General features: G+C 47.8%; 21 protein-coding genes and 1 tRNA gene. 6 read left to right on the top strand and 16 right to left on the bottom strand.

Going from position 1 to position 16,151, the window contains the following annotated elements; all coding sequences use genetic code 11:
- Positions 1-15: 15 nt before the first annotated feature.
- Entirely contained in the window at positions 16-1,200 is a 1,185-nt protein-coding gene (locus SPSPH_RS07470) for a metal-dependent hydrolase family protein (protein WP_075754658.1), read from the bottom strand.
- A 181-nt stretch (positions 1,201-1,381) separates the two neighbouring features.
- Here SPSPH_RS07470 and SPSPH_RS07465 point away from each other — a divergent pair.
- The 3 genes from SPSPH_RS07465 to SPSPH_RS07455 all read left to right on the top strand — a co-directional run bounded on the left by SPSPH_RS07465 (position 1,382) and on the right by SPSPH_RS07455 (position 3,858).
- Positions 1,382-1,457: transfer RNA gene (locus SPSPH_RS07465), tRNA-Ala, on the top strand.
- 152 nt (positions 1,458-1,609) lie between these two features.
- On the top strand, positions 1,610-2,197 hold the full coding sequence (locus SPSPH_RS07460; RefSeq protein WP_075754656.1) for a YqaA family protein: 588 nt from the start codon (positions 1,610-1,612) through the stop codon (positions 2,195-2,197).
- A 326-nt stretch (positions 2,198-2,523) separates the two neighbouring features.
- Positions 2,524-3,858 carry a hemolysin family protein gene (locus SPSPH_RS07455; protein WP_075754654.1) on the top strand — a complete coding sequence of 445 codons (1,335 nt, stop codon included), beginning with the start codon at positions 2,524-2,526 and terminating at the stop codon, positions 3,856-3,858.
- 99 nt (positions 3,859-3,957) lie between these two features.
- Here SPSPH_RS07455 and SPSPH_RS07450 read toward each other — a convergent pair whose 3' ends face one another.
- Positions 3,958-4,146, bottom strand: coding sequence for a hypothetical protein (locus SPSPH_RS07450; protein ID WP_075754652.1), 189 nt, complete (start codon positions 4,144-4,146; stop codon positions 3,958-3,960).
- 139 nt (positions 4,147-4,285) lie between these two features.
- Here SPSPH_RS07450 and SPSPH_RS07445 point away from each other — a divergent pair, with 139 nt between their 5' ends.
- Positions 4,286-4,486, top strand: a complete 201-nt coding sequence (locus tag SPSPH_RS07445) for a hypothetical protein (RefSeq protein WP_075754650.1) — start codon at positions 4,286-4,288, stop codon at positions 4,484-4,486.
- 58 nt (positions 4,487-4,544) lie between these two features.
- Positions 4,545-4,673, top strand: a complete 129-nt coding sequence (locus SPSPH_RS07440) for a hypothetical protein (protein ID WP_255430392.1) — start codon at positions 4,545-4,547, stop codon at positions 4,671-4,673.
- Between the two features lie 16 nt (positions 4,674-4,689).
- Here the strand turns inward: SPSPH_RS07440 and SPSPH_RS07435 are convergent, their stop codons facing one another.
- The 8 genes from SPSPH_RS07435 to SPSPH_RS07400 form a co-directional block, all read right to left on the bottom strand.
- Entirely contained in the window at positions 4,690-5,571 is an 882-nt protein-coding gene (locus tag SPSPH_RS07435; RefSeq protein ID WP_075754648.1) for a CvfB family protein, read from the bottom strand.
- Between the two features lie 8 nt (positions 5,572-5,579).
- The gene (rsfS, locus tag SPSPH_RS07430; protein WP_075754646.1) at positions 5,580-5,927 is read right to left on the bottom strand and encodes a ribosome silencing factor; all 348 of its coding nucleotides are present in this window, start codon (positions 5,925-5,927) and stop codon (positions 5,580-5,582) included.
- Between the two features lie 132 nt (positions 5,928-6,059).
- Positions 6,060-7,070, bottom strand: coding sequence for an LCP family protein (locus SPSPH_RS07425; protein WP_075754644.1), 1,011 nt, complete (start codon positions 7,068-7,070; stop codon positions 6,060-6,062).
- An 83-nt stretch (positions 7,071-7,153) separates the two neighbouring features.
- Positions 7,154-7,714 (bottom strand): bis(5'-nucleosyl)-tetraphosphatase (symmetrical) YqeK, encoded by a 561-nt coding sequence (yqeK, locus tag SPSPH_RS07420; RefSeq protein ID WP_075754642.1) that lies wholly within the window; start codon positions 7,712-7,714, stop codon positions 7,154-7,156.
- Positions 7,715-8,056: 342 nt separating this feature from the next.
- On the bottom strand, positions 8,057-8,308 hold the full coding sequence (locus SPSPH_RS07415; RefSeq protein ID WP_075754640.1) for an RNA recognition motif domain-containing protein: 252 nt from the start codon (positions 8,306-8,308) through the stop codon (positions 8,057-8,059).
- A gap of 119 nt (positions 8,309-8,427) precedes the next feature.
- The gene (gene nadD / locus SPSPH_RS07410) at positions 8,428-9,042 is read right to left on the bottom strand and encodes a nicotinate-nucleotide adenylyltransferase (protein ID WP_075754638.1); all 615 of its coding nucleotides are present in this window, start codon (positions 9,040-9,042) and stop codon (positions 8,428-8,430) included.
- Between the two features lie 171 nt (positions 9,043-9,213).
- Positions 9,214-9,372 (bottom strand): hypothetical protein, encoded by a 159-nt coding sequence (locus SPSPH_RS07405; RefSeq protein ID WP_181382908.1) that lies wholly within the window; start codon positions 9,370-9,372, stop codon positions 9,214-9,216.
- A 19-nt stretch (positions 9,373-9,391) separates the two neighbouring features.
- Positions 9,392-10,645: a glutamate-5-semialdehyde dehydrogenase gene (locus SPSPH_RS07400; protein WP_075754636.1), complete on the bottom strand. Its 1,254-nt coding sequence runs from the start codon at positions 10,643-10,645 to the stop codon at positions 9,392-9,394.
- A 250-nt stretch (positions 10,646-10,895) separates the two neighbouring features.
- Here SPSPH_RS07400 and SPSPH_RS07395 point away from each other — a divergent pair, with 250 nt between their 5' ends.
- Positions 10,896-12,071 carry an IS110 family transposase gene (locus SPSPH_RS07395; protein ID WP_288183632.1) on the top strand — a complete coding sequence of 392 codons (1,176 nt, stop codon included), beginning with the start codon at positions 10,896-10,898 and terminating at the stop codon, positions 12,069-12,071.
- A gap of 121 nt (positions 12,072-12,192) precedes the next feature.
- Here SPSPH_RS07395 and proB read toward each other — a convergent pair whose 3' ends face one another.
- From proB to SPSPH_RS07365, 6 genes are all read right to left on the bottom strand, one after another.
- Positions 12,193-13,320 (bottom strand): glutamate 5-kinase, encoded by a 1,128-nt coding sequence (gene proB / locus SPSPH_RS07390; protein ID WP_075754632.1) that lies wholly within the window; start codon positions 13,318-13,320, stop codon positions 12,193-12,195.
- A 21-nt stretch (positions 13,321-13,341) separates the two neighbouring features.
- On the bottom strand, positions 13,342-13,644 hold the full coding sequence (gene yhbY / locus SPSPH_RS07385; protein ID WP_075756012.1) for a ribosome assembly RNA-binding protein YhbY: 303 nt from the start codon (positions 13,642-13,644) through the stop codon (positions 13,342-13,344).
- A 23-nt stretch (positions 13,645-13,667) separates the two neighbouring features.
- Positions 13,668-14,939, bottom strand: a complete 1,272-nt coding sequence (gene obgE, locus SPSPH_RS07380; protein WP_075754630.1) for a GTPase ObgE — start codon at positions 14,937-14,939, stop codon at positions 13,668-13,670.
- 156 nt (positions 14,940-15,095) lie between these two features.
- A complete protein-coding gene (locus SPSPH_RS07375) occupies positions 15,096-15,311 on the bottom strand; it encodes a Spo0B domain-containing protein (protein ID WP_075754628.1) in 216 nt (71 codons plus the stop codon).
- A gap of 194 nt (positions 15,312-15,505) precedes the next feature.
- Positions 15,506-15,799, bottom strand: a complete 294-nt coding sequence (gene rpmA / locus SPSPH_RS07370) for a 50S ribosomal protein L27 (RefSeq protein ID WP_109298216.1) — start codon at positions 15,797-15,799, stop codon at positions 15,506-15,508.
- 22 nt (positions 15,800-15,821) lie between these two features.
- Complete coding sequence (locus SPSPH_RS07365) at positions 15,822-16,142, bottom strand: ribosomal-processing cysteine protease Prp (RefSeq protein ID WP_075754624.1); 321 nt, start codon at positions 16,140-16,142, stop codon at positions 15,822-15,824.
- Between the last annotated feature and the right edge of the window lie 9 nt (positions 16,143-16,151).

The following is a 16,151-nucleotide window of genomic DNA, read 5'->3' as shown; positions in this document are numbered from 1 at the left end:
AACTCCATTAACTGATTATTGAGCCACCCCATCCTTAAATACTTTTACAACATTTTTTATACACGCGATATCGGTTAGCGGATTGCCGGCCAGCACCAGCAAATCTGCCCGTTTACCCATTTCCAGGGTCCCAAGTTCCTGATCGGCACCTATCGCCTGCGCCGCTAAGCCGGTAGCAGCCTGAAGCACCGCAGCGGCCGGCAAGCCACACTCGGCCAGCAAATAAAGCTCCCGCCAGATATCACCATGCTCTACCCCGAGTGCTCCGGCATCAGTACCGGCAACAATCCTGGCACCTGACCGATAGGCCCGCACTACCATCGCTTTATGCCGCAAGTATACTGTCTCAATGCCCGCCGGCGGCAAGGTCCTGGTCTGATGGGTACGGCCATAGTCCAGCATACGCTCAAACGGCACCAGGGTGGGTATCCAATACACAGCACTGTCAGCCATGATATCTGCCGTAGCTTCATCAATTAGCGCCCCATGCTCGATGGTAGCCACACCGACAGCCAGTGCCTGACGCACGCCGGCTATACCGTTTGCGTGTACAGCAACCTGCCGGTTTAACCGCTGCGCTTCATTGACGCCTGTCTTGGCTTCTGCCAGCGACAGTTCCACAATACCGGCGTCTTGGGCAACAAAGTTGACACAGCCTGTCATCATAAGCTTGATGCAATCGGCACCGCTTCTGACCTGTTCCCGCACCGCCTTAACCATTTCATCCGGTCCGTCAGCCTCCCGCCCGCCGGCATAATGAAAATGCCCGCCGGTTATGGAAATAGCTTGTCCGGCCGTAAACACTCTGGGGCCCGGAATAGTTCCCTGATTTACAGCCTTTTTTAAAAAGGTGCTTATCCCGTAGGGGCCGCCTAAATCACGAACCGTCGTTACGCCCTGACAAATGGTTCGCCTTAGGTTATTGACCGCCCGGAGCAGTGTTGTTTCCTTATCCTCCTTCCAGCGCAAAGTACGTGCTTTTGCGTCTGAAATGCCTTCCAAAAATAAATGGACATGAGGATCAACGAGACCTGGCATAACGGTGTACTGAGTATAATCAACGGCTGCGGCCACACAGTCAGCAGCAAAATCGCCGGCTTGACCGATACCGGCAATGCGTCCCTGCTCTACAGCCAAGTAACAGGTCTCGCGGTAGCGGCCTGTTCCCTCTATTAGCAGACCTATCTTAAACAAATTCATGCTCGTCCTTCTTTCCCACACCTGACTTTGCTTGTAAAATTTAGCTGAGTGTACATTTTCACAGTATTCTTCATGCTGCGATTAAGTCCCTGCCGCTCCCGGATTTTTCTGTAAAATTCTTGACATTATCTTGCCAGATAAGTATAATTACAATGTAATTCAGTGTAATATTATAAAATTTGGGGGTATAGCTCAGCTGGGAGAGCGCTTGAATGGCATTCAAGAGGCCAGCGGTTCGATCCCGCTTATCTCCACCAAGCAAGAAGAATTAACTGTTCATCTGGTTAATTCTTCTTGCTTTTTTATCCTGCACTGCTCCGGGTTAAGTCCGCCTGCTATTTTATCTACTCCTTACCTTGACTGACGCCCGGATGTAAGATAAACTATTTAGAAGGAGAGGAGCGTGTTAATGGAATCGTTAGTAGAAATACTTTTGGAATGGGGTTTTCCCGGTCTCTTACTTGCCGCTTTTACAGAATCCTTTATATCGCCGGTGTTGCCTGACCTGCTTCTCATCCCATTAGCTTTAGCAAATCCGCACTACGCCATATATTACGGGCTAGCTGCCACGGTTGTATCTGTCTTAGGCGGTTTAGTTGGCTATGGCATCGGTTTAAAAATCGGCCTGCCGGCCGCCCGTAAGTGTATGCCGGCCAAATATCTGAGCAAAATACACACCACTGTGGAAAAAAATGCGCTGCTGGCAATATTTCTAGCTGCTTTGTCCCCTATTCCGTACAAGTTTGTCAGTATCACAGCCGGAGCGTTAAGAATAAATATGTCAATTTTTTTAATCATTTCCTGCCTGGGCCGCGGCAAACGTTTTTTACTGGAAGGTGTGCTTATCTATTATTTTGGCCCGCAGGCGGTGGAAATGTTTACCCAGCACAAAGATGATATGTTGATCATTTCACTCATTCTCATTGCCATCGTCGGTGTGGTGACTTATATTATAAAAAGAAGTAAAAAAAACGATACCGTGATTGATGAATTGTAATACCCACTGCCCGCTGCAGTCAAAGCCAGCGGGCAGTTTATTATAAGGAGGTTTAGCAACGAGATGGCGATCATGATCATCCTATAGCAACCGCGCGTGTTTGATACTGTGCATAAAAGGATATGATATGACTGTACCTGTACATGAATTTTACTTTATCCAATGGCTAACTCGCTCTAAGACTCCCGCCGCTTTAGGTGGGAGTATACCCCTACGGGCACAGGCGAGCGACTAAGCCTCTGGATAATTCCGATTAGGATTCAATGAGGTTAAAACCCCACCCGAATCAAGTCTACATTTATCAAAGGGAGAGTGCTATTGTAATTTTGGACACAGCTTCGATTGGTACCGAGATTATAATTATCCTTGTTCTTATTTTAGCCAACGGGCTATTTGCTATGACCGAAATGTCCATTGTTTCTTCCCGTAAAAGCCGTTTAGAAAGTATGGCCACCAGCGGCAGTAAGGGCGCGCAGGCCGCCATTAAGCTGGCAGAAGACCCTACACCATTGCTATCCGCCGTACAGATTGGGATTACCCTAATTGGCATATTGACAGGCGCTTTTGGCGGAGCCAGATTATCGAGCTATCTTGTCGTACCGTTAAATACCATCCCCTTTCTGCGCGGTTACAGTGAGGCCATCAGCCTTGCTATTGTCGTTGGCATAATCACCTATTTATCGCTGATTATCGGGGAACTGGTGCCGAAAAAACTGGCGCTCAATAACCCTGAGCCAATTGCAGCAGCCATTGCCAGACCCATGTCTGCTTTTGTACGTCTTAACCGTCCGCTGGTCCATTTGTTAAGTCTTTCGACAGTTATGGTAATGAAGCTGCTTGGAACCAAAGCGCCTGATGAACCACCGGTAACAGAAGAGGAAGTCAGGGGACTGATTGGGCAGGGAGCACAATATGGTGTCTTTGAAAAATCTGAACGCGAAATGCTGGAAAAGATTTTTATTCTTGGCGATATGCGCGTCGGTGCTCTTATGACGCCCCGGACCCAGATCAAATGGCTGGATCTTGAAGATAATGATCAATATAACCTGCGCATCATCCGCAACTCTAACCATCTGTTTTTTCCGGTAGCTCGCGGCAGTTTAGACGATATAATCGGCGTTGTTTACTCTAACGAACTCCTGGCAAACTATATTCCCGGAGTGCCCTTACGCCTGGAGAAGGCTGCCCGCCAACCGCTCTATGTTCCCAAAAACACCCCAGCCCTGAAGGTTCTGGAAAAAATCAGGGAAACCGATGTATATGTGGCCCTGGTAGTTGATGAATATGGCGGTATTTCCGGTTTGATCAGCCTTTATGATATTGCTGAGCACATTGTCGGTGATATGCCCTATCTTGGTGAAGATGAAGATCCTGATGTCATCATTCGTGATGATACATCCTGGCTGGTAGATGGTATGCTTTCTGCCGAGGAATTGAAAGAATTACTGGATGTAGACCATTTTCCCGGTGAAGAAAGAGGGTATTTTCAAACCCTTGGCGGTTTCATTGTCTCTTTCCTTGGCCGCATCCCGGCAACTGCCGAAAGTTTCGAGTGGAACGGCTATACCTTTGAAATCGTTGACATGGATAAGGCCCGGGTTGACAAAGTGCTTATTACCCGTCAGTTGCCACAGGTACATGGCGATCGTTCAACAGAATAATAACATAGCAGCCCTGCGAATTTGCAATTCGCAGGGCTGCGTTCTATTTATAGCGAAAACATGGCTTGACCTTTGGCGAAAGCAGCCACCAAACCGGTGCTAAAAAGTTCGCATTGACGGAGTGCGTTTTTCATTAATTGTATGAGCATACTCCTCAAGCTGTGTGCTTAACGTGCTGCTGGCTGTTATGATCTCGGCATCAGCCGAATTAGAAGTCTGCATAAGTTCATTAAGCTGTTGCCTAAGTGCTTTAACCTGCAGAGAAATAGTCTGTAACTGCTGGTCCATGCAATATTCCTCCTTATTGTCTTGTATTTATAGTCTTTCCCTCATCATAAAAAACATGTAAGCATTGGGATTAGCAATCATTGTCGCTCATGCTTATTTTGCATCCGGGAAAACTAACACCAGCACAGGAGGTGATAATTTGACAAAAAAGACTGGCTTCTGGAACGGCAAAAACATGGCCGGCGAATCACATGCGGGTGTTAAAGGGTTAATCAGTGAAGGGCCGCGCACAAGCCCTACCCAGTCAAAATATCAGGTAAGCACAGATACCGTCTCTGCCACTGACCTCCAGGCCAACGCAGAAGCTCCGGATACTGCTGGCAAACACACCCCTGGCTGACCCAACAAAAAAAAGCGGTAGTTGTGCCGCAGGCAAACTTTTAAGGAGGGATTATTCTATGGCTGACAAACAGACAAGGAAGGCAAACAATACCAAGAGCAATGAACTTGCCGACAAAATGCATCCCACCGACAAGCCTGCCGACAAAAAAAAGCATGCACCTTGCAAAAACTCCCTTCCCACTTAATAAATAATGAAGGTGGCTATTCGCCACCTTCATTATTTATTAAGTAAGTCCAGCCCTCTTTCTGTTCAATAAGCCGGTCTTTGAGCAAACGACCCATCGCACGTTTAAAGGCCGCCTTACTTATATTAAATTTTTCCTTAATGATCTCCGGCGGTGAATTATCACTATAAGGCATCTGGCCGCCCCTGCTGCGAAGCACCTGCAGTATTTTGGCGGTATCCTCGTCCATGGCATTTTCTTTGGCCGGACGCATGGATACATTGATGCGGCCGTCTTCTCTGATATAAGTAACCCGGGTGTCAAGTTCAGCACCTACCCGGGGCCGTTCTGTCATCTCATCATTGTGCAGGAAGGCAATAAACCGGTCTTTAGTAAAAAGAAAGGCGCCCTGCTCATTATAATTGTATACCGACCCGGTTACCATATCACCGACTTTAACGCCTTCAGCCGGCCGGGAAGCCTGTCTGAGTTCGTCTTCCACCTCCATAGTAACAGCCGGACGGCCGGACTTATCGCGATACAGCTTGACCCACACTTTTTCACCGCGGCGCGGCAGGCCCCGCCTGCCGGCATGCGGCATGAATACACCTCGCTCAGCGCCAATGTTGACAAAAGTGCCGTCACGGGTCGTGTTAATAACTTCCACTCTGGCGACCTGGCCTTCCCGCATTTGCGGCAGGCGCATACTGGCCGTCAGCCTGCCTTTGGGATCTGTATAGAGGTATACCTTAACAGTTTGTCCTACGGCAACAGGTTCTGTCTGTTGGGCATTATGCAGCAAAATATCATCACTGGTATTGCCTGTACCGGCGTCTAAAAATACGCCTAAGTCACTTTTCCGTACCACTGCCAGCTCTACTACATCACCAGGCCTGAATGCATGTTTATTTCTATCCATACTCACACCTAACCTTGGTAAGACATTTGTTTGGCATCGCTCCACAACCGCTCGAGATTGTAAAATACACGGTCATCTTCCACAAAAATATGGGCCACACAACTGCCATAATCGAGTAGCACCCATCGCGCTTCCCGGTATCCTTCTTTACGCAACAGCCTAATGCCTTGTTCTTCCATCTGTTCCACAATGTTATCGGCAATGGCTTGTACTTGGGTAGTTGAATTAGCGCTGCAAATGACAAAGGAGTCAGTAACTGGTGATATTCCCAGCAAATCCATAATAATGATGTCACGCGCTTTTTTGTCGCTGGCAGCTTTGGCCACTAATTCAGCTAAATTATGATTATCAATCATCGGTTAAACATTACCTCCTGGAAACTCTTCGTTATAGCTTTTTCTTTCCAAAATTATTTTATTCGGACCAGACAGGCCAGTTTCCTGCCAAAAAGGGTAAAGCCTCAAAAATAAGCTTTACCCTCGAACATTTTAGTTGTTTCTGGTGCTGGCCGGACTTGAACCATCCCTGGATATGCCATCGGCTGCCTTTTTAGAAAAAAACATTTTTTCTATTACCTGTGTTGTCTGCTCGGTATTCGGCACCCAATAGCTCAAGCCTTCGATGGTGGCAAAATCACCTGGCAGCATTTCCGCATTAAAATTATTTGAGTCAAAGCTTTTGAGACTATTGGCTACTTTGGCCATAGTCATCACCGACATATCGGTATCAACATATTGATTAAGGGTACTGACAAGTGCGGGTACCTTTAAGAGAGTGCCCACCTGCATGGTCTCTTTAGCCAGGGCTTTTACAAAACGCTGCTGTCGCTGCACCCGGCCAATATCACCAAGTTCATCACTGCGGAATCGAACATATTGCCCCGCCATTTCACCATCTAAATGCTGATAGCCTTTATCAATATCTATCGTAAGATCAGCATAAGGGTCACGATAGTGCATATCATGCTCGACGTAAAGATCCACACCACCTAAAATATCAATGACTTTGATAAATGCCTGCCAGTCAATTACTACATAATAATTAACCGGAATATGCAAAAACTGCTCCACGGTGCTGCGGGCAAGTTCAGCGCCGCCATAAGCGTAAGCATGGTTAAGCTTGTCATAGCCCTTGCGTCCGGGGATGTTCACCTTAGTGTCACGCGGCAGGGACAACAAATTGATTGTGCCATCATCCGGATTAAGGCTGGCAACCATCATGGTATCTGATCGTCTGGCCTTATCATAAGGGTTTTCATGATCTTGATCATCAAGACCTAGGAGTAGGATATTGACTCTGTTCTTAAGTGTTTCCGGCGGACGTTCGGTAGACTTTACCACCGGCGTTACTGCCGGTACACGAGCCATACTAAGGTATGCATAAACAGTGGCTCCCGCAATAGCCACTACCGCCAGCAGCAGCAGCACCAGCAGAATAAGAATGCGATCCCAGCGAATTTTGCGTCGCCGCTGCTTTGTTCTATTGTCTGCTTCATTCATGGTATCATCTCCTCTCCAAGAGATTAACAGGACCAACATCGGCTTCCACCGCCGCCAAAGGCTCGGCGCAAGCCGTGTTTTCTTTATCTTTGTAATAAATAATTACGGCCTTCTATTGTGGCCGGATGTATAAGCAAGCCTTGCTCAATAACATAGTAAAGGGACTGATCAAAGGCGGCAAGCAAAGCCGCATTAAGATCGGCGTCAGCTAAACGGCGAAGCTTGTCTACCCCGGGAAACTTCCTGCCCGGTTCTATACAATCAGCCAGATAAATGATTTTTGCCAAGGTTGACATAGTACGCCCGCCAGTAGTATGAAGCCTAATGGCAGCCAGAATATCAGGATCATCGACCCCATATTCCGTGTTGGCCAGAAACGCGCCGACCGGCGCGTGCAATAACACGGGTTGGCAACGTTCGACATCATTCATCACTATAGCAAAAGCTTCTGCCTTTTGCAATAGGCTATCGCTGGAAATGTTGCGGGCACAGTCATGCAACAGCCCGGCCAGGCGGGCTGTTTGTACATCTACGCCAAATCTGCCGGCAAGTTCACCGGCAGTCTGACTTACTCCCAATGAATGTTGAAAGCGTTTGGCAGACAATACTTGTGACAGCTTGTCCATAGCCTGGTTATACTCCATGATTTGACACCACCTTGTTGTTCTTATTATAAAGTAGACTTAGCTTCAGGGTGGGGTTTTAAACCCCATCTGAAGGTTAGTCGCTATTATCCAGGGGCATAACCGCTCTTAAACTCCCACTTTTAGAAGACGGGAGTCTTAGAGCGGGTTAGTCATCAGATAAAATTCGGCAGTTTTTTGCAAAAATCCTCTTACATATATAGTATCCAACAATTGCAGGCAGGTTGTGCAATAAACTGCTGGCTTTGCTGAAAGAGGCAAATAAAAAACCTCCTAAATATATAGGAGGTTAATATATAGGGTTACAGTTTATTATAAACTACAAGCTGCTACACCGGCCTTTTACCCTTGCCGTGGCTTAGCTTCATTGACAACGATTTGCCGGCCGCCGACTTGAGAACCATTCATAGCCTCGATCATTTTGTCGGCATCAGCGTCCTCTACTTCTACAAACCCAAACCCACGGGAACGTCCTGTTTCCTTATCCGTGATGATTCTGCTCGAAATTACAGAACCATGTGGGCGGAAAGTATCTGCAAGCTCTGTGTCTGTAGTAGTCCAGGGCAGATTGCCGACATAAAGTGTTTTTGCCAAAGGGAATCACCTCCGTTACCTCAGGATACTTTTAAACAAAATAAGTTTTACGTTAACATTATTTGCAAAAGCACGGTATTTATGCCTGCCTGATTCTACCTTTTTAAATTGGCGGACTACTATCGGTACAAGCCTTCCTTGTAGATGTAAGCTTCCACACTTTCCGGCACGATATATTTAATCGACCGCCCCTTCTTCACCCGTTCACGAATATCGGTTGAAGATATTTCAAGCTCCGGTGTGGCCAGCCGCTGAATGCTGCGGCGTCCTTTGGCGCCAAACTGTTTTATTACCTGATCAATATAACTGATGCAGCCCGGCCGGGTAGCGGCCACAAAGAAACATAAATCCAGAAGCTGGTCGATATGCCGCCATGTGGGCAAATCTTTTACCGCGTCGGCACCGGTAATAAAATAAAATTCGGTACTGGCACCATAGCAATCAATTAATGCTCTGACAGTATCAACCGTATAGGAGGGACCGGAACGCTCAAGTTCAATGCCTGACACAAAAAAATGGGGATTAGAATAAGTAGCCATCACTGTCATAATATAACGGTGGATGGCTGGCGTAACCAGTGATTCTTGTTTATGCGGCGGATTGCTGGCAGGAATAAATAAGACTTTATCCAGGTTGTATTCAATACGGACAGCTTCCGCCGTTACTAAATGACCGACATGAATAGGGTCAAAGGTCCCACCCATAATACCTACTTTAGCTGTTGCGCACACCATAGTATCTGCCTTTCAAAATATCCAAAAAATCCAAATTCACTTTCATTATAGCAAATGCTTGTCACCATGAAAAGATATTTAAGTGCTGCACCACAAAGCTTGGCTGCTTTTATCCGGAGACTTAATCGCTCTTACTCTTGCCTGGAGAAGCGTGAGTCTCAGCGCGGTCAGTCATCGGCTACATGTTATGATGAACCACACTATGCCAGCTACTGTGGCGATAAGGGCGGCTGCCTGCGCATAATCAACAGCGTCATGCCGTCCCTTTGGCGTACGCAAATAATTCATTACAGCATAATAATAACCTGACAGCTGTTTTAGCTTATTCATCAGTGCCTGCTATGCCAAACTATCGTATTTGCCCATTGCCGTTTACTATATATTTAATGCTGGTCAACTCCGGCAGCCCCATCGGCCCTCTGGCGTGAAGCTTCTGAGTACTTATGCCGATTTCAGCGCCAAACCCAAACTCAAAACCATCGGTAAACCGGGTTGAGGCGTTAACATATACGGCAGCAGCATCGACCTCCTGCTGGAAGCGGTTAGCATTGTCATAGTCGCAGGTGACAATGGCTTCCGAGTGCCGCGTGCTGTATGCTGCAATATGATCCAGCGCCATATCCAAACTGCCGACTACCCGTACTGCCAGAATAAGATCCAGAAATTCGGCCGCCCAGTCTGCTTCTGTCGCTGGCTTAACAGCGGTATGATATGTCATAGTCTGGGTGCAGCCCCTTATTTCAACACCGGCTTGGATATACCGTTCCAGCATGGCAGGCAGGAACTGAGGCGCGATTTTTTCATGAACCAGCAAAGTCTCCATGGCATTACACACGCCCGGTCGCGAAACCTTGGCATTGAAGGCAATGTCCTGAGCCATGGTAAGATCAGCCGCAGCATCGACAAAGGTATGACAGACACCTGTACCTGTTTCAATAACAGGTACCGTGCTGTTTTCAACAACAGTCTTAATCAGCCCGGCCCCGCCTCTGGGGATAATTACATCCAAATATTGATTAAGCTTAAGCATGGCAGTGACAGCCAAACGGTCAGTGGTCTCGATAAGCTGAATGGCTCCTGCCGGTACGCCGGCCGCCTGCGCGGCATTGGCCAGGATGGACGCAATAGCAGTATTCGAATGGATGGCTTCCGAGCCGCCGCGCAAAATAACGGCATTACCGGCTTTTAGGCAAAGTCCGGCAGCATCTACCGTAACATTGGGGCGGGCTTCATAAATAATACCAATAACCCCTAATGGCACCCTCATTTTTGTGACCTTAAGGCCATTAGGCCGCAGCCAGCCGCTGATACTCTCCCCGACAGGGTCTGGCAGTGCCGCAATTTGCCGTAAGCCGTCAGCTATGGCTTTGATTCTGGTTTCATCAAGCATCAGCCGGTCAACGAGGGGTTTAGCCATGCCATTTTCCCTTGCTTGCGCAATATCTTTGGCATTGGCGGCAATAATTACTGCCTGATTGTCTGCCAACGCTGCTGCCATCGCCAAGAGTGCCTGGTTTTTCACCGCAGTAGATAATGTCGCCAGTTTGCGGGCTGCGAGCTTAGCTTTGCCGCCTTTTTCGGTGAGTTCAGTTATGTAATCCATACCTTGTCTCCTTGTATTATAGAGTAGTAGTTATTAGAGCCCCTCTCCAAGGGCTATATGCTACACTGTAAGGGATGCTGTGGATTGGTTTTATCTCCTACCACCAGATGGTTCAAGAGAGGCTCCAACCGCAGCCCTTTGCAGGTTTGTTAATCAGTTAGATACCGCCAGACGGTTGATGTAGAACAAGGTTACAAGAGCAAAGTGTTCTGTGGGTACAGCATCAAATAATACCGTTGGAGGTCTTGCTATGATTTGTGTCGGGATTGATGTCGCTAAGGATAAACACGACTGCTTCATCATCAGTTCGGAGGGTAAAGTCCTTGCAAATGTGTTCACCATCCAAAACAGCATGGAAGGATTTGGCTACCTGTTGGAAAAAATCCGTGCCTGTTCTTTGCCCCTGGACAAAATAAAGGTAGGGCTTGAGGCTACCGGACACTACAGCTACAACATTCTCGGGTTTCTCCTTGACAATGGTCTGGACACCTATGTCATTAACCCCTTGCACACCAATCTTTACCGGAAAAGCCTCACCCTGCGAAAGACGAAGACTGACCGTGTCGATGCGCGAACAATTGCGGCTATGCTCATGTCTGATGTGGGCCTCAAGCCCTACACAGACACAGCTTACCACAATGAGGAGCTAAAGTCACTCACCAGATACCGGTTCGACAAGGTGAAGGTACGCGCTAAGCTGAAGTCCTCAATTGCCAGGCTGGTATGCATCCTGTTCCCGGAGCTGGAAAAGCTGGTATCGTCACTCCATATGGCCTCTGTTTACGCCTTGCTCGATGAGTTCCCGGGGGCTAAGCAGATTGCAGCGGCACATCTGACGCGGCTCACCCATTTGCTTGCCGAATCCTCCAAAGGCCGTTACGGACGGGACAAAGCCATAGAGATACGTGAAGCCGCCAGGCAATCGATTGGCTCTGTGACGACCGCGAAATCACTGGAACTGCGGCATACCATCCGGCTCATCCGTGAACTCGATGCCGAGATTGCGGAAATTGAACAGGTCATCCAACGCATCATGGACAAGATGCTTTCGCCTATTACCACGATTCCCGGCATTGGCTACAGGATGGGGGCTATGATTCTGTCTGAGGTGGGTGACTTTTCACGCTTTGATTCCCCTGACAAGATTTTGGCCTATGCCGGCCTGTCGCCCTCTACCTACCAATCCGGGCAGCTTAAAAATTGCTATGCCCATATGGAGAAGCGCGGCTCCAGATACCTACGCTATGCCATCTTCAATGCCACAAAATTTGTTTGCCTTTGGGACCCTGTCTTTGCCGCTTACCTCGCCAGGAAACGCGCCGAGGGAAAGCATTACAATGTGGCCATCTCTCATGCTGCCAAGAAGCTGGTGCGGCTCATTTATGCTCTGGTGAAATCCGGCGAGCCTTATCGTCTGGCAGCCTGATTCTCTCTCGATAGCCCGCATGGCGTCCTGTGGACGTCTGCTTTGCTATACCCTTTTTGGAACCATCTGTTTTTTGTCCACCATCCTCAATTTCGGGCTTGACTTTTAATAGTTAGTCTCTCTATACCAGTAATACCAGGTTGTCGCGGTGTACAATCTCATCATAGGGTTTAGAGCCAAGTATCTGACTAATTTCATGGGTGTGAACCCCCATGACTTTTTTCACATCATCAGCACCGTAATTGGTAATGCCTCGCGCCAGTTCCCGCCCACAGTCACTTACGATACTGATGGTGTTGCCTAGCTCAAAGTCACCGTCCACGGCTGTTATTCCGGCAGCCAGCAGGCTGGAGCCGCCCTTTAGCAGTGCCTGTTCACACCCTTTATCAACTTTTACCTTGCCGCTCACGCCGGCGCCAAAAGCCAGCCAGCGTTTACGAATTTGCAGGCGATTTTCTTTGGAAATAAAAATCGTGCCTACCCTATGGCCTTGCAGTACCTCACGAACTACACCATCCCGGCCGCCGGAGGCAATCACCATGGTTACCCCGGAATTAACGGCAATTTTCGCTGCCTGTATTTTGGTATACATACCGCCTGTTCCCCGAAGAGTGCCTGGTCCGCCTGCCAACTCTTCAATCGCCGGGGTAATATCCATAATTTCATCAAGCAGAGTGGCCTGTGGGTCTGTCTGAGGATTGGCGGTGTAAACGCCTTCCACATCGGACAAAATGATCAGCAAGTCGGCGTCAATAATGCTGGCTACCATGGCGGAAAGTGTGTCATTATCACCAATTTTCAATTCATCAATGGCAACTGCGTCGTTTTCGTTAATAATGGGAATGACGCCCTGATTGAGGAGCGCCATTAATGTGTTGCGGGAGTTAGTATACCGCTTGCGATTAACAGAGTCGGCGCGTGTTAATAATACCTGGGCAACAATCTGACCGTATTCACCAAACATTTTCTCGTAAATGTGCAGCAAAATTCCCTGCCCAACAGCAGCCGCCGCTTGCTTTTCAGGAATCGTCTTGGGCTTTTCTTTAAGTCCCAGGCGATCCATGCCGGCACCAACTGCACCGGAAGTAACCAGGATAATCTGTTTTCCCTGATTGGCAAGATCAGACAACTCACGTGCCAGTCTCTCTATCCGCAAAAGATTAAGTTTGCCTGTCGTATGAGTTAATGTACTGGTTCCAACCTTAACAACAATACGGTTGGCACTGCTTAAATTCTCTCTGGTAAGCATACTAATACTCCCCTCCACAATTCACGGCAATTCTATTTTTGATTTTTCCTCATTTTTTTTATAAAGTAAGCCGTTGCGGCCAATTACCTGTACTAATTCTGCACCGGTAGCCTTTGCGAGTGCGGCAATAGCAGCTTTCGGTTCTTCCGGGCTGTTTTGCAGCACCCGGACTTTGATAATTTCTCTGGCAGCCAATGCTTGTTCAGCACTTTCCGTAACAGTGTCGATTACGCCACTTTTACCAATCTGCACCACAGGGTCAAGCGTGCTGCCCATCGCCCGTAAAAATCGTTTTTGTTTACCTGTGAGTGTTGTTTCATTCACTTGCACTTGCAAAATATAGCCTCCTATGGTCTAAACTCAAATTCCATATCGCCGATTCGAACTGTGTCACCTTCCTGGATTCCTCTTGCCCGGAGTTCTGCATCAATTCCCAGTTTACGCCAAATGGCCTGAAAACGGCGTAAGCCCTCTTCATCACCAAACCGGGTCATGGCCACCAGTTTTTCGATATTGTCGCCCTGAACGACAAACGCGCCGTCGTCTTCCCGGGTAATGGAGAATTCGTCCTCAGGTTTGGCTTCATATACTTTGGCCTCTTCTATTTCCTCCGGCTCTTCCACATATGCATCCAGGAGCTGAGAGGCCCGCTGCATAAGAACCTGCAAACCCTCGCCGGTAGCAGCTGAAATAGGATAAATCTCATGCCCGGCAGCCTTCATATAGTCGGCTACCTGCTGATAATTCTCCTGCGCTTCCGGCAAATCCATCTTATTGGCGGCAACAATTTGTGCCCGCTTAAACAGTTTTTCATTATACAGTTTAAGCTCATTATTAATTTTGTGAAAATCCTCTATCGGATCACGGCCTTCTATCCCGGATACATCAAGCACATGGATCAGCACCTTAGTTCGTTCAATATGACGCAAAAAGTCGTGCCCTAACCCCACACCTTCATGCGCGCCCTCGATTAATCCCGGAATATCGGCCAGCACAAAGTTTCGGCCTTCAGCAATGCTGACAACTCCCAATACCGGCGACAAAGTGGTAAAATGGTAGGCCGCAATTTCAGGTTTCGCTGCCGATACCATAGATAAGATACTGGATTTGCCTACACTGGGATAGCCGAGCAAACCAACATCTGCTAATAGCTTGAGTTCAAGCAGCAGTGTTTGTTCTTCACCGGGTTCTCCTAATTCGGCAAATGTCGGTGCCCTGTTTACACTATTGACAAACCGGGCATTACCACGTCCACCCCGTCCTCCTTTGGCAACAATAACCATTTGTCCGGGTTCGGTAATATCCCCAAGTATTTGGTTGGTCGCTTCATCTCTGATAATAGTTCCCGGCGGTACTTTAATCAATAAGTCTTCCGCACCGCGGCCGTGCATGTTGCTGGACTGGCCGTTAGCCCCGTTATTGGCTTTGAACTGGCGCTTGTAACGAAAATCAATAAGGGTATTCAGGTTGGCATCCCCCATTAACACTACATTGGCACCACGGCCGCCATCGCCGCCGCTGGGCCCGCCTCTCGGAACATACTTTTCCCGGCGAAAACTCGACATACCGTTTCCACCGCTACCAGCCTTAACCGTAATTTTGGCTCTATCAATAAACATAGAAATCCCCTTGCATTTTTTATATGTAATATGCGCGTTCGCACCCATTCTTATCCGATAGCCAATCCAGCTAAGACTCCCAGCTTCCACAAACAAGAATTAAGCATATAAGCTCCGGGAAGTTTAGAGATTCAGCCACAGGCATAAGTATATTTTTTACACAGACTTATTTTGGTAGGCGGCAAGCAGATCGGATATCATATCAGGGTCGTGCGCCAATTTTTCAATATATTGCAGTGCTTTTTCGCCCCGTCCTAATTGTATCATCGCATGGATGACCTGCAGATGATTTAAAAAATCATGCCGCTGAATACGAAGCAGTTTGATCATATCAGCACAGGTAGCTACTTCAGGGCAAGTGGTATTGGTCATACTATCATCCTTCCAATATACTGCGGATGATGTATCTTTCGCTCCCGGCAGCTAAAATACCTGTCGGACTTCGACATTTTCACTGAAAATTAAAGAAAACACGGCCATCTGTGCCGGTTCTTGTATTGGCACCCAAACCTATACTTTCTGTTAGGGTAAAAAAAACCTGCGGCCAATTAGGCCGCAGGCGTTTCTTACATCGCTTCTTCAGCTGCAGGATACACACTAACTTGCCGGTCATAACGGCCTTTACGCTCGAAAGCGACTTTGCCGGGAACTTTGGCAAACAAAGTATCATCCTTGCCAATACCGACGTTATTACCGGGATGGAAATGTGTACCACGCTGGCGCACCAGAATGCTGCCTGCGGTTACAGCTTCACCGTCTTGACGCTTCACACCCAGGCGCTTAGCCTCGCTGTCGCGTCCGTTACGGGAGCTGCCAACACCTTTTTTATGAGCAAATAATTGTAAATCAAAAGAATTCAATTTAAATTTTTCCATCTTGCTTTCACCTCCTGTGCCCAATAATACGAACACTTTTAGGATATAGTCTGGCAATTTCGGTTAAACCCAGCAGCATTGTTGCAAAAATTGCGTCCGTAAGCCTGTCAGGCTGACCAATAAGTTCCATAGTAAGAACATCAGTGTCCTGTACCAGCTCAATATCCCGCCCCAAATGGCGTTCAATTCCCATGATAGAGGATTGGACCAGTGCCGATACTCCGGCACAGACAATATCCTGACCATGTGGCGCAACATTGGCATGACCGCCGACCGTAAATCCGGTAATTGCCTTGTTGTTATCACGAACCAACGTAATGGTAATCATTATCCGGCC

It is taken from the genome of Sporomusa sphaeroides DSM 2875, assembly GCF_001941975.2.
Classification (GTDB): Bacteria; Bacillota; Negativicutes; order Sporomusales; family Sporomusaceae; genus Sporomusa; species Sporomusa sphaeroides.
Note: the sequence above shows the minus strand (reverse complement) of the source record. Positions and strands in the feature narration are given on the sequence as shown.